We start from the raw sequence: 12,880 nt of genomic DNA, 5'->3' as shown, positions 1-12,880 counted from the left end.
CTCGTTCGCGCATATCAGCCAGCCGCATCGTCCGGTACCGGGATTTCCTCGACCACAGGGCGCAGAGGTTCGCGGCCCCCGTCGATCAGGGCATATACCAGCAAGATTACCAGTCCGGCACCGAGGATGATCCCGATCCTTTTAGCAGACATCGCTATCCGTTAGCTCCTGCGCCGCACCGATGCGACTACGCTTGCGCAGCGTCTAGCGCATCTATAGCGATGCTATCAATGTCGAACAGGCCTCAAACAAGCGAAGCGGGGGCGGATGCAGCGCCTTCTCCCGACATCGAACGACAGGCGCTGCACGATCTCAGACGTCGCCTTCCCAAGCCGATCGTACTCGTCGGACTGATGGGTGCAGGCAAGAGCACCGTCGGGCGCAAGGTCGCCTCGCTGCTCGAATGTTCCTTCTGCGACGCGGACGAAGCGATCGAGGACGCTGCGCAGCGCAGCGTATCGGAAATCTTCGAGGCTCATGGCGAAGCCTATTTCCGCGAGGGCGAACGCCGGGTCATCGCACGGCTCATGCGTGAGGAAACGGGCGTCATCGCGACCGGCGGCGGAGCATTCTGCAACAACGAAACGCGCGAGCTCATCCTCGAAGAGGGGATCGCGGTATGGATCGATTGCGACATCGATACGCTGGTCGAACGGACCGGGCGGCGCAATTCGCGACCGCTCCTCAAGAACGGCGATCCAAAGGAGATCCTCACCCGGCTGTATGAGGAGCGCGCGCCTTTCTACGCGGAGGCGCCGATCCGCATATCAGGCTCGAACAATCCGCATCTTGAAACGGCGAAGAACATACTGGAAGCGGTCGAACGATGGCTGTCATAAAGGTCGCCTTGGGCGGGCGCTCCTACGATGTGGTGGTCGAACCCGACATCTTGCCAAATTTCGCCGCTATTACCGACAAGCTGTTGAAATCAGACACGGTTTGCGTCGTTGCGGATGAACGCGCCTGGGCCGAACATGGTCGCCGATTGGAGGCATCGCTGGCGCAGGGCGGTCGAGAAATTGCGCTTTACGAAGTCGCTTCGGGCGAGGGCTCGAAAAGCTGGTCGGAGCTCGAAAAGCTGACCGACTGGCTCTTGGAGAAAGGTGTAGAGCGCAGCGACAACGTCATCGCTTTCGGGGGCGGCGTGGTCGGCGATCTCACGGGCTTCGCCTGCTCGATTCTCAAGCGTGGCTGCGGGTTCATCCAGGTGCCGACGACCCTTCTGGCGCAGGTGGACAGCTCGGTCGGCGGCAAGACGGCGATCAACACCAAAGCCGGGAAGAATTTGGTGGGCGCGTTCCATCAGCCGAACCTCGTCCTGGCGGACATCACGACCCTCTCGAGCCTTCCCCCGCGCGAGATGCGCGCCGGATATGCGGAGGTCATCAAATACGGCATCCTTGGAAATCTCCCGTTTTTCGAGTGGTGCGAGCGTCATGGACCCGCGCTGGTTGCGGGCGATACGGCGCTGCTCGAAGAGGCGGTCGCGCAGTCCGTCTCGATGAAAGCGGCGATCGTCGCGGAGGATGAGCGGGAAACCACCGGAAAGCGTGCGCTCCTCAATCTCGGACATACGTTCGGCCATGCGCTGGAAGCGGAAACAGGCTTTGGAAACAAGCTCTTGCACGGCGAAGCTGTAGCGCTCGGCATGGTGCTGGCCGCCCGTTATTCCGCCCGGCTCGGAAACATCGCCCGGAAAGAGGCGGAGCGCATCACCCGCGCCCTCGATGCGGCTGGATTACCGTCCGAAATCAGTGCCTTGTCGCTCGATTGCGATGGCGAAACTCTGGTCGGACACATGCTCCATGACAAGAAGATGGAGGGCGGCACCCTGCCCTTCATCCTGCTCGACGCCATCGGCAAGGCGCGCCTCGACCGCAATGTGGTGCTCGACGACGTCGCGGCCTTCCTGACGGAAGAATTGCAAGCGCATTGAGTGACTTAGGCGGCGCTATTCGGATCGACTCGAAAATCGGCACAATGATGTCTAAACGGCCCACACTGATGTCGAGGGCCCGCCAAGCGTCGGCTATTCCAGTTCGAGAATGACCTCGTCGACGGCCAGGCTGTCGCCCTCGCCTGCATTGATCGTGGCGATCGTTCCGCCCTTCTCGGCGCGCAGGATATTCTCCATCTTCATCGCCTCGACCGTCGCCAGTGGCTGGCCCGGTTGGACTTCTTCGCCTTCGGTCACATGCAGCTTCACGAGCAGGCCGGGCATCGGGCAAATGAGCATTTTCGACGTATCGGGCGGGACCTTCTCGATCATGTGTTCTGCCAGATGCGCGACATGAGTCGGCAGGATCCGCAGCCGGTGCGTCCGTCCACGGGTCGTCACTGCATAGCCGGTCGTCGTCGGCTTCAACTGGATCGTCAGTTCTTCCTCGTCGAGGGTTACCGCGACGACCCGGTCGCCGGGCGTGTATTCCATTTCGAGCGCCACTTCGCGCCCGTCGACCTCGATGTCGCTCTCGCCGAGCGTCACCGCGTAGTCCTGTCCGTCGATCCGCACCGTCCAGTCGCCCGGAGGCGCAACCCGCCCGCCGAGGCGCTGGTCGATCCGCCGTGCGCGGTCGGCATCAACCGTGGCGATCACCCCGCCGATTGCAGCAAGCCCGCGTTTCAACTCGTCCGAGGCCGCCGCCCCTTCGAACCCTTCGGGATATTCCTCCGCGATGAAGCCCGTCGTCAGTTCGCCGGAGCGGAACCGGGGATGCTGCATGATTGCGGATAGAAAATCGACATTGTGGCCGACCCCCTCGATCCGGAAGGCGTCGAGCGCGGCCACTTGCAGGTCCGCCGCCGCATCGCGCGTTTCGCCCCAGGTGACGAGCTTGGCGATCATCGGGTCGTAGAACATCGAGACTTCGCCGCCATCCATCACCCCGTCATCAACGCGGATGCCGTCGATGCCGCGCGTGTCGTTCTTCGCCCCGTCGCTTGCCCAGGGTTCGACCGGCGGGTCGTAATGGACGAGCCGCCCGATCGAGGGGAGAAAACCGCGATAGGGGTCTTCGGCATAGACCCGGTTCTCGATCGCCCAGCCGTCGATGCCGATATCCTCCTGCCGCATGTCCAGCTTTTCTCCGGCGGCAACGCGGATCATCTGCTCGACAAGGTCGATGCCAGTAATCGCTTCGGTCACCGGATGCTCGACCTGCAGCCGGGTGTTCATCTCGAGGAAGTAGAAACTCTGGCCGCTCTTGTCCGCGCCGCTGACGATCAGTTCGACCGTGCCCGCCGAATGGTAATCGACCGCACGTGACAGGGCGACCGCCTGTTCCCCCATCGCGCGACGCATTTCGGGCGTCACGAAAGGCGAAGGTGCCTCTTCGACGACCTTCTGGTGGCGTCGCTGGATCGAGCATTCGCGCTCGTTCAGATAAAGGATGGTGCCGTGCTTGTCGCCGAGGATCTGGATTTCGATGTGGCGCGGGTCTTCGATGAACTTCTCGATGAAGACGCGATCGTCACCGAAGGAATTCTTGCCCTCGCGCTGCGTCGCTTCGAAACCTTCGCGCACATCGGTATCGTTCCAGGCGAGACGCATGCCCTTGCCGCCGCCGCCCGCGCTCGCCTTCATCATCACGGGATAGCCGATCTCGTTCGCCCATTGCAGCGCCTCTTCGGTATCGGCAATCGCATCCGGCGAGCCCGGCACGGTGTTGACGCCGGCTTCCTTCGCGAGGCGCTTCGATTCGATCTTGTCGCCCATCGCCGCGATCGCGCTGGCAGGCGGGCCGATGAAGACGAGCCCTTCCTTTTCCAACTGTTCGACGAAGCTCGCCCGTTCCGACAGGAAGCCGTAACCGGGATGGATCGCCTCCGCTCCGGTCTGTTTCGCCGCTTCGATGATCTTGTCCGCCAGCAGGTAGCTTTCGGCCGCGGGCGGCGGACCGATGTGCACGGCCTCGTCCGCCATGCGCACGAACGGTGCGCGCGCATCGGCGTCGGAATAGACCGCCACCGTGGCGATGCCCATGCGGCGGGCCGTCTTGATGACCCGGCAGGCAATTTCGCCGCGATTGGCGATCAGGATTTTCTTGAACATCGGCTCTCCGAGGACGGCATTGGAAGTTGGCCGTTCCTATGCCGCCCCCGTGGCCTTACATCAAGCCGCCGCGGCGATGCAGGGACGCCATGCCCCTTCTGCCGCAGCCGGGCTCGTTCGATGCGCGGTCAGTCGCGGTCGATATGCGCGAGATGACGCGCTTGCGTGTCGATGAGGGAATTGAATTCGTCCCAGATCGCCTCTGCCGTGTCTTCGCCGCCGACCTGGCGCGCAAATTCGGCTTCCCATTTGGCGCTTTCGGGATTTTCCGCCCAGCCCATTGCGGCGATGCCCTGCCGCATGGGGAAGGCGACGATAGAATCGTAGTCGCCCGTCGCCATGTGCAGATCGATCACGCCGTCGAGCCCCAGCGCAGTATCGACCTTCTCGAACATCTCGATGATCTCGTGCGCGCGCTCGCCCTTGCCCGGCTTCCACTTGATCATCGAAACCCGGTACCAGTCGAGCTCGGCAAGCGCCGGATCGGCGTCCTGCGCGAAGGCGGCGGGGGTCATGCTCGTTGCGGCGAATGCGACAGCGGCGGCGAACATCAGTTTCTTCATGGTCAGTCTCCCTGTTGATAGAAACTGCGACCCGAAACGGACCTTTCTCCCGACGGTGTCTGCGGTCTGCCGGTCCGACCGGCTTATTAACCTAGTTTAACAAAAAAAGCGAGTCGGCGGGTCGCGCCTGTGGGCTGACACGGCCGTCCTCGTCTCGATCAGCCGAATGCGCCCGCGATCAGCGCGAGGAATGACCCGATGCCGGCGCCGAGAAATCCCGGAACGATGCGATGGCCGAAGCGCAGCCACGCGGCCGAGACCTTCTTGCCGCGCGCCATCTGCACGATGTCCGCCTGGCATTGCAGCGCGACCACGCCGCCAGCCGCGATCAGTCCGGCGGTAAGCATCATCTGGCGGAACTCGATCCGTTCCGCGAACAGGCCTTCGGACAGGGTCAGGATACCGCCGAGCGTCAGCACGGACAGCGACGTCATGTTCTTGAAGAAGTCGTAGCTTAGATTTTCGGCATCCGCGCCGGTGAATTCCGCCAGCAGTTGTTCGTCGGTGGTGCCCCCCAGCTTCTCCGTCAGGGTTTTGCGCCCTTCCGCTTCCTGCCCGTCCTCGCTCATCTTCGCCCCCTTTCGGAAGCCTTGTTATTCCGCCGGTTCGCGCATCTGGCAAGCCCCGTGACGGCTGCGGCGAAGCGGCTCTTCCTCTTGCAGCGGCGTGAGGCCAAGTTTGGCGAACAGCGCGCTGTCGCTGTCGTCGCCTGCATTGGGCGCGGTCAGCAGCTTGTCGCCGGTGAAGATCGAGTTCGCACCCGCCATGAAGCACAGCGCCTGCGTCGCCTCGCTCATGCTCTCGCGGCCTGCGGACAGGCGCACCATGCTCATCGGCATGCAGATGCGGGCCACCGCCACGGTGCGGACGAACTCGATATCGTCGATCTTGGCGAGCGGCGTATCGGCGAGCATATCGCCCAGCACCGTGCCCTTGACCGGCACCAGCGCGTTGACCGGCACGCTTTCGGGATGCCGTTCCAGCGTGGCGAGCGTGTGGACGAAGCCCACCCGGTCCTCGCGCGTCTCGCCCATGCCGACGATGCCGCCGCTGCACACGTTGATCCCCGCATCGCGCACGTTCTGGAGCGTGTCGAGCCGGTCCTGATAGTTGCGGGTCGAAATGACGCGCTCGTAATATTCCGGCCCGGTGTCGACATTGTGATTGTAATAGTCGAGGCCCGCTTCCTTCAGCATATCCGCCTGTTTCGGCGTCAGCATGCCCAGCGTCATGCAGGTTTCGAGGCCCATGGCGGAGACGCCCTTCACGATCTCGACGATCGCGGGCATGTCGCGGTCCTTCGGGTTGCGCCACGCCGCGCCCATGCAGAAGCGTTGGCTGCCCGCATCCTTCGCCTGCGCCGCGGTCTGGAGCACGGCGCGCACGTCCATCAGCTTGGTCGCCTCGACGCCGCTATCGGCCTTCACCGACTGCGAGCAATAGCCGCAATCCTCGGGACACCCGCCGGTCTTGATGCTGAGCAGCGTGCAGAGCTGAATTTGCTCGGGCGGATGATACTCGCGGTGGACGGTGGCCGCGCGGAAGAGCAGCTCGGTGAAGGGGAGGTCGAACAGCGCCGCGATTTCCTCGCGGGTCCAGTCGGTGCGGATGTCAGTCATGCTTTTCCGATGTCTTTTTGTGAGCAAACAGGCTGACCACGATCAGCAGCGCTCCGATTAGCAAGAAAGCGTAGCCCCAAGGCCAATGAAGCTCACGGAATTGCTGGCACTGTGCTTCCAGCCAGCCAGCAGGATTTGACCGGCAGCGCAACGCAAATGTCTTGGCTGGCGAGGTAAGCAACCCAATGAGCAGCATTATCCCGCCGAATGTTTGCAGATTTTTGCGCTTCACTCCGCCGCCTCGTCCAGATCTTCACCCGCGGGCGGCATGTTGTGGCCCAGCAGGCGCAGCACGTCCGCCGCGCATTCGACCACATTGCTGCCCGGACCGTAAATGCCTTGCACCCCGGCATCGCGCAGGAAGTCGTAATCCTTTTGCGGGATCACGCCGCCGGCGATGACCTTGATGTCGCTCCGGCCCGCTTCCTTCAGCAGGCCGATCAGTTCGGGGATGAGCGTCTTGTGGCCCGCGGCAAGGCTCGACGCGCCGATGGCGTCGACATCGTTCGCCAGCGCCATTTCGCGGGTTTCCGCAGGGGTCTGGAACAGCGGGCCGGAGAGCACTTCGAAGCCCATGTCGGCAAAGGCGGATGCGATGACGTTCGCGCCGCGGTCGTGGCCGTCCTGCCCCATCTTGGCGACCATCAGCTTCGGCGCGCGCCCCAGCCGCCGCTCGACCGCCTTCACGCCCTCGACCACCTGCGCGTAGCGGGTGTCGTCCGAATAGGCCGCCGAATAGACGCCTTTCACCGGGCTCGGCATCGTGTCGTAGCGGCCGAAGACGTCTTCCAGCGCCGCCGAAATCTCGCCAAGCGTCGCGTCATGGCGTGCAGCCTCGACCGCGAGTTCGAGGACATTCGCGCCGCCCTTCGCGCCTTGGGGCAAGGCATCGAGCGCGGCCTGACACGCATCCTCGTCGCGCTCGCTGCGAACCCGTTCGATCCGCGCGATCTGCGACTGGCGCACCGCGTGGTTGTCGATGTCGAGCGTGTCGATCTCGTCTTCCTTGTCGCGGCGATACTTGTTCACCCCGACGATGACGGTCTCGCCGCGATCGACGCTCGCCTGTTTGGCTGCCGCCGCGCGCTCGATCTGCGCCTTCGGCTTGCCGCTGGCGACGTATTCGGTCATGCCGCCTGCCGCCTCGACCTCGGCGAGCACCACCTTCGCCTCGTCCACCAGCGCGGCGGTCAGGCTCTCGATGTAGTAGCTGCCGCCCAACGGATCGGCGACATTGGTGATGCCGGTCTCCTCCTGAATGACGAGCTGCGTGTTGCGCGCAATGCGGGCGGAGAAGTCGGTCGGCAGCGCGATCGCCTCGTCCAGCGCATTTGTGTGGAGCGATTGCGTGCCGCCCAGCACCGCGGCCATCGCTTCGATCGTGGTGCGGATGACGTTGTTGTAGGGGTCCTGCTCCTGCAAGGACACGCCGCTCGTCTGGCAATGGGTGCGCAGCATCTTCGACTTGTCGTTCTGCGCGCCGAGATCGGTCATGACGTCGTGCCACAATGCACGCGCCGCGCGCATCTTGGCGATCTCCATGAAGAAGTTCATGCCGATGCCCCAGAAGAAGGACAGGCGCGGCGCGAAGGCATCGATGTCGAGGCCCGCTTCCATCGCGCGCTTGGCGTATTCCTTGCCGTCGGCGATGGTGAAAGCGAGTTCCTGCACCGCCGTCGCACCGGCCTCGTGCATGTGATAGCCGGAGATCGAAATGCTGTTGAATTTCGGCATGTTGGCCGAGGTATATGCGATGATGTCCGAAACGATCCGCATCGAGGGTTCGGGCGGATAGATATAGGTGTTGCGGACCATGAACTCCTTCAGGATATCGTTCTGGATGGTCCCGGCGAGCTTGTCCTGCGAAACGCCCTGCCGCTCCGCCGCGACGATGTAAAAGGCGAGGACGGGGATCACCGCGCCGTTCATCGTCATCGACACGCTCATGCTGTCGAGCGGGATCTGGTCGAACAGGATTTCCATGTCGCGCACGGTGTCGATCGCGACGCCCGCCTTGCCGACATCGCCGACGACACGCGGATGATCGCTGTCATAGCCCCGGTGCGTGGCGAGGTCGAAGGCGACCGACAGGCCCTTCTGCCCGGCGGCAAGGTTGCGGCGATAGAATGCGTTCGATTCCTCGGCGGTGGAGAAGCCGGCATATTGGCGGATCGTCCACGGGCGGCCGGTGTACATCGAGGCGTAGGGGCCGCGCGTGAACGGCGCGATGCCCGGAACACCGGGGTCGAGACCTTCGGTATCTTCGCTGGTATAGAGCGGCTTGACGTCGATCCCCTCCGGCGTGTGCCAGGTGAGAGCATCGAAGTTTTCCGGGCCCTTCACTTCCTTCGTGGCGCGGGCTTTCCAGTCGTCATAGGTCGGGATGTTGTCGCTATCGCTCATGCGGCGTCTCTAATCACAATTCGTCCGGCCGCGAAAGTGCAGCCACGTCACAGTCCCTTGAATTCGGGTTTGCGCTTTTCGAGGAACGCCATGCCGCCTTCCGTCGCATCGGCGCTGGCCCCGGCGCGCTGCTGCCCCTCGGCCTCCGCGAGCAGCACTTCGTTCAGGCTGCAATCGAGCGCAGTCGCGATATTGCGCTTCATCGTGCCGAGTGCGAGCGTCGGACCATCGGCGAGTTTGCGGGCGAGCGCCCTCGCCTCGTCCATCAGCGCCTCGTCCTCGACCGCCTTGTAGATGAGCCCCCAATCCTCGGCCTGTTCGGCGCCGATGCGCTCGCCCAGCATCATCATGCGATTGGCGCGGGCGCGCCCGATGCTGCGTGCGAGCAGCCAGGTCGAACCGCCATCGGGAACGAGGCCGATATTGACGAAGGCCTGCAGGAAATAGGCGCTTTTCCCGGCAAGGACGAAGTCGCCCGCCAAGGCCAGCGAACAACCGATCCCGGCGGCGGGACCATTGACGGCACAGACGACCGGAACAGAGGCGCGCAGAACCAAGTTGATCGCCGGATTGTAATGGTTTTGCAGGGCGCGGTGGCTGCCACCCTTATTGTCGAGCGCGCTTCTCTCTCCGCGCGCTGCCAGATCGGCGCCCGAGCAAAAGCCCTTGCCCGACCCGGTGATGAGGACGGCGCGTGCATCGCCGAGATCGTAGAACGCCGCCCCGATCTCGTCCGCCATTTGCGGCGGCATGGCGTTCAACCGGTCGGGCCGGTTGAGCGTGATGGTCGTCAGCGGACCGTCCTTCTCGACGATGATGGTCTCGTAGCTCACGCGCATTCTCCCACAGCTTATCTTCGGCCAGCGCGGTAGCGCCCAGTGGCCTCGCTTAGCAAGTGCATCGCACCGCGATGCTGCCCGATGGGCTAGGCCGCCGCGCTCGGGCGGGCGGAAACGCGCTCGTGCCAGGCGCGAAGGTTGTCGCATTCCTCTGGCATGGCGAGCCCGACGAAGGCAGCGAAGTCCACGGTCGTCAGCAGAAGGATGTCGGCGGCGCTGTAGCCGTCTCCGGCGAGATATTCGCTTTCCGCAAGAGAACTGTCGAAGAACCGCATCGCATCGGCGACGCGCGGCCTGTTCGCCTCGCCCCACTCGCTATTGCGACCGGGCAGCGCGGCGGTGAAGGCGTGCGTGTGGACCCAGACCGCGCCGACGGGCGGCATCGCGATCATCTCGACCCGGCGCGACCACATCTCGATCCGGGCAATCTCCAGCGGCGTGGTTCCGAACAGCGGCGGTTCGGGATGCAGCGTCTCGAGATAGCGCATGATCGCGACGCTTTCGGCAATCACCGTACCGTCGTCGAGTTCGAGGATCGGCGTCTGGCCGCGCGGGTTCTTCGCGACGAAATCGGGAGCCTTCTGCTCGCGCCTGGGAATCGAGACTTCGCGCGACGGCAGATCGATGCCCTTCTCGGCCGCGAAGATACGGACGCGGCGCGGATTGGGTGCCGGGTTCGGACTGTCGTAGAACAGCATCAGTGCGCGTCCTTTTTCGGCGTTTCCATGATCTCGGTCAGCTGGCCCATCATGTCCTTGGGGTGGAGGAAGAAGATCGGCGTTCCGTGCGCCCCGATGCGGGTGGGGCCAAGAATGCGCTTGCCCCTCCCCTCGAACCAGTGCCGCGCTTCCTCGATGTCCTCGACCTCGTAGCAGACGTGGTGCTGCCCTCCGAGCGGGTTCTTCTCCATGAAGGTGTTGAGCGTGGAGGTCTCTCCCAGTGGTTCGATCAGTTCGATCTGGGTGCCCTTGCCGACTTCGCCTGTGCTGTCCGGCGTATCGACGAAGCAGACTGTCACGCCCTGTTCGGGGAGGTCGAACGGCTCCGTAATCTGCACCGCGCCCATTGTGTCGCGGTAATAGCGCAAGGATTCCTCGATCGAGGGCGTGGCGACGCCGATATGATTAAGACGGCCGAGTTTCATTTCACTTTTCCGATCAGAGTAGCTGCGAGCCAAACCAAGCCAATCCCCGCCATCAAGCAAAATATATAGGCTTGGACGTTGAGGAAGCCTTTCAGGAGTCCGAAGAGATTTGACCAATTCTCTTCGCCGATACCGTGAAAGAGATATCGGAACGTGCCGGTCTCCTTCGCAGCATTCAGCCGATTGAAACATACCCATGCTGCAATCGCCGCAAATGCGGTCCAGCAAATTAAGAATGTGATGCCCTTAGCGTCCATGTCTCACCTAAAGCGGAATATTATCGTGCTTCTTCTAAGGGTTTTCGATCTGCTTCGTCCGCGATGGCAGCTCGGTGACTGCTGAGGAATATGGGCTAGCATCGGCATAAAGTTCCAGCAAATCGCTCTGTTTAATCGCCGTCGCACTAGCGGCAGTAGCGCACGCCATGCAGAACAATGCTGCACCGCCACCAACAAAAATGCGATCTCGTGATGAGAGGTTGGGATTGGGATTGGTCATTCCCTGATACACGCCAAACAAACCGCCTCCGGCAAATACCATTGCCACGAACCAGAACTGCATAGGACTGACTGGCTCCCCATATCTGACGACCAGATCACTTTGTGTCTTCATCGATAATGCCTCCCACCACATCAAAGCAGGGAAGCCTACGAAAAACGCCAATGCGACAATACACCAGACAGCTTTGCCCATCTCATCACAACGGAATGTTGTCGTGCTTCTTCCACGGGTTCTCGAGCTGTTTGCCCCGTAGCTTACGCAGCCCCAGCGCGATCCGCCGCCGCGTCGAATGAGGATAGATCACCTCGTCGATATAGCCACGCTGCGCCGCCACGAACGGATTAGCGAAGCGGTCTTCATATTCCTTCGTTTTTTCGGCGATCTTTTCGGGATCGTCGCGGTCCTGGCGGAAGATGATCTCCACCGCGCCCTTCGCGCCCATCACGGCAATCTCGGCCGTGGGCCAGGCGTAATTCAAATCGCCGCGCAAATGCTTCGAGGCCATGACGTCATAGGCGCCGCCATACGCCTTGCGGGTGATGACGGTGATCTTGGGGACGGTCGCCTCGGCATAGGCGAAGAGCAGCTTCGCGCCGTGCTTGATGATGCCGTTATGCTCCTGCGCCGTGCCGGGCAGGAAGCCGGGCACATCGACGAAAGTGAGGATCGGGATTTCGAACGCGTCGCAGAAGCGCACGAAGCGCGCAGCCTTCTTCGAACTGGCGATGTCGAGCACGCCTGCGAGCACCATCGGCTGGTTCGCGACGACGCCCACGGTGCGCCCCTCGATACGACCGAAGCCGCAGATGATGTTCGCGGCATGGGCTGGCTGCACCTCGAAGAAGTCGCCCTCGTCCAGCACTTTGCGAATGACCTCGTGCATGTCGTAGGGCTGGTTCGCATTGTCGGGAATGAGCGTGTCGAGGCTCGGCTCCGCGCGGTCCCACTTGTCCGAAGTCGGGCGCTCGGGCACTTCCTCGCGGTTCGACAGCGGCAGGAAATCGAAGAAATTACGCGTCGCGAGCAGGGTCTCGATATCGTTCTCGAACGCCACGTCCGCGACGCTGGTCTTGGTCGTGTGGGTGACGGCCCCGCCCAGTTCCTCCTGCGTGACGACTTCGTTCGTGACCGTCTTCACGACGTCCGGGCCGGTAACGAACATGTAGGAGCTGTCCTTCACCATGAAGATGAAGTCGGTCATTGCCGGCGAATAGACCGCCCCACCCGCGCATGGTCCCATGATGAGGCTGATCTGCGGGACCACCCCGCTCGCCAGCACGTTGCGCTGGAAGACCTCGGCATAGCCGCCCAGCGAGGCGACGCCTTCCTGGATGCGCGCCCCGCCCGAATCGTTGAGGCCGATGACCGGCGCGCCGACCTTCATCGCCATGTCCATGACCTTGCAGATCTTCTCTGCATGGCGCTTCGAGAGCGAGCCGCCGAACACGGTGAAGTCCTGGCTGAACACGAAGACGAGCCGGCCATTGATCGTGCCGCTGCCCGTGACGACGCCGTCGCCGGGAATGCGTTGCTCGTCCATGCCGAAATCGGTGCAGTCATGCTCGACATAGGTGTCGAGCTCCTCGAAACTGCCGAAATCGAGAAGGACGTCGAGCCGTTCGCGCGCGGTCAGCTTGCCCTTGGCGTGCTGCGCTTCGATGCGTTTTTCGCCGCCCCCGATCCTTGCGGCCTCGCGGCGGCGTTCCATTTCAGCGATATTGGCCGACATTCCAGTCCCTTCGGTCGCGATGCTTTTGCAA

General features: G+C 62.8%; 15 protein-coding genes. 2 read left to right on the top strand and 13 right to left on the bottom strand.

The window, feature by feature from the left end; translation table 11 throughout:
- Positions 1–14 precede the first annotated feature (14 nt).
- Positions 15–152, bottom strand: coding sequence for a hypothetical protein (locus tag GRI38_RS03535; protein ID WP_160681533.1), 138 nt, complete (start codon positions 150–152; stop codon positions 15–17).
- Between the two features lie 78 nt (positions 153–230).
- On the opposite strand from GRI38_RS03535, the gene GRI38_RS03530 reads away from it, so the two are divergent.
- Together GRI38_RS03530 and aroB are read left to right on the top strand one after the other, a co-directional pair.
- Positions 231–839: a shikimate kinase gene (locus tag GRI38_RS03530; protein ID WP_160681532.1), complete on the top strand. Its 609-nt coding sequence runs from the start codon at positions 231–233 to the stop codon at positions 837–839.
- On the top strand, positions 827–1,936 hold the full coding sequence (gene aroB, locus GRI38_RS03525; protein ID WP_160681531.1) for a 3-dehydroquinate synthase: 1,110 nt from the start codon (positions 827–829) through the stop codon (positions 1,934–1,936). The genes GRI38_RS03530 and aroB overlap by 13 nt, the downstream gene beginning before the upstream one ends.
- A 93-nt stretch (positions 1,937–2,029) precedes the next feature.
- Here aroB and GRI38_RS03520 read toward each other — a convergent pair whose 3' ends face one another.
- The 12 genes from GRI38_RS03520 to GRI38_RS03465 form a co-directional block, all read right to left on the bottom strand.
- Positions 2,030–4,051, bottom strand: coding sequence for an acetyl-CoA carboxylase biotin carboxylase subunit (locus tag GRI38_RS03520; protein WP_160681530.1), 2,022 nt, complete (start codon positions 4,049–4,051; stop codon positions 2,030–2,032).
- 128 nt (positions 4,052–4,179) lie between these two features.
- A complete protein-coding gene (locus tag GRI38_RS03515; RefSeq protein WP_160681529.1) occupies positions 4,180–4,614 on the bottom strand; it encodes a hypothetical protein in 435 nt (144 codons plus the stop codon).
- Between the two features lie 158 nt (positions 4,615–4,772).
- Positions 4,773–5,183 (bottom strand): hypothetical protein, encoded by a 411-nt coding sequence (locus GRI38_RS03510; RefSeq protein WP_160681528.1) that lies wholly within the window; start codon positions 5,181–5,183, stop codon positions 4,773–4,775.
- Between the two features lie 24 nt (positions 5,184–5,207).
- Positions 5,208–6,233, bottom strand: coding sequence for a biotin synthase BioB (gene bioB / locus GRI38_RS03505; RefSeq protein ID WP_160681527.1), 1,026 nt, complete (start codon positions 6,231–6,233; stop codon positions 5,208–5,210).
- The gene (locus GRI38_RS03500) at positions 6,226–6,465 is read right to left on the bottom strand and encodes a hypothetical protein (RefSeq protein WP_160681526.1); all 240 of its coding nucleotides are present in this window, start codon (positions 6,463–6,465) and stop codon (positions 6,226–6,228) included. The genes bioB and GRI38_RS03500 overlap by 8 nt, the downstream gene beginning before the upstream one ends.
- Positions 6,462–8,636 carry a methylmalonyl-CoA mutase gene (gene scpA / locus GRI38_RS03495; protein WP_160681525.1) on the bottom strand — a complete coding sequence of 725 codons (2,175 nt, stop codon included), beginning with the start codon at positions 8,634–8,636 and terminating at the stop codon, positions 6,462–6,464. The genes GRI38_RS03500 and scpA overlap by 4 nt, the downstream gene beginning before the upstream one ends.
- A gap of 47 nt (positions 8,637–8,683) precedes the next feature.
- Positions 8,684–9,469, bottom strand: a complete 786-nt coding sequence (locus GRI38_RS03490) for an enoyl-CoA hydratase-related protein (RefSeq protein WP_337191231.1) — start codon at positions 9,467–9,469, stop codon at positions 8,684–8,686.
- 92 nt (positions 9,470–9,561) lie between these two features.
- A complete protein-coding gene (locus tag GRI38_RS03485; RefSeq protein WP_160681523.1) occupies positions 9,562–10,173 on the bottom strand; it encodes a glutathione S-transferase family protein in 612 nt (203 codons plus the stop codon).
- On the bottom strand, positions 10,173–10,619 hold the full coding sequence (gene mce, locus GRI38_RS03480) for a methylmalonyl-CoA epimerase (protein WP_160681522.1): 447 nt from the start codon (positions 10,617–10,619) through the stop codon (positions 10,173–10,175). Before mce ends, GRI38_RS03485 begins: the two co-directional genes overlap by 1 nt.
- Entirely contained in the window at positions 10,616–10,876 is a 261-nt protein-coding gene (locus tag GRI38_RS03475) for a hypothetical protein (RefSeq protein WP_160681521.1), read from the bottom strand. Before GRI38_RS03475 ends, mce begins: the two co-directional genes overlap by 4 nt.
- A 34-nt stretch (positions 10,877–10,910) precedes the next feature.
- The gene (locus tag GRI38_RS03470) at positions 10,911–11,231 is read right to left on the bottom strand and encodes a hypothetical protein (protein ID WP_160681520.1); all 321 of its coding nucleotides are present in this window, start codon (positions 11,229–11,231) and stop codon (positions 10,911–10,913) included.
- 85 nt (positions 11,232–11,316) lie between these two features.
- Positions 11,317–12,849, bottom strand: coding sequence for an acyl-CoA carboxylase subunit beta (locus GRI38_RS03465; protein WP_160681519.1), 1,533 nt, complete (start codon positions 12,847–12,849; stop codon positions 11,317–11,319).
- Between the last annotated feature and the right edge of the window lie 31 nt (positions 12,850–12,880).

The organism is Parapontixanthobacter aurantiacus (genome assembly GCF_009827635.1).
GTDB lineage: Bacteria > Pseudomonadota > Alphaproteobacteria > Sphingomonadales > Sphingomonadaceae > Parapontixanthobacter > Parapontixanthobacter aurantiacus.
This window is presented reverse-complemented; position numbering and strand designations above follow the sequence as displayed.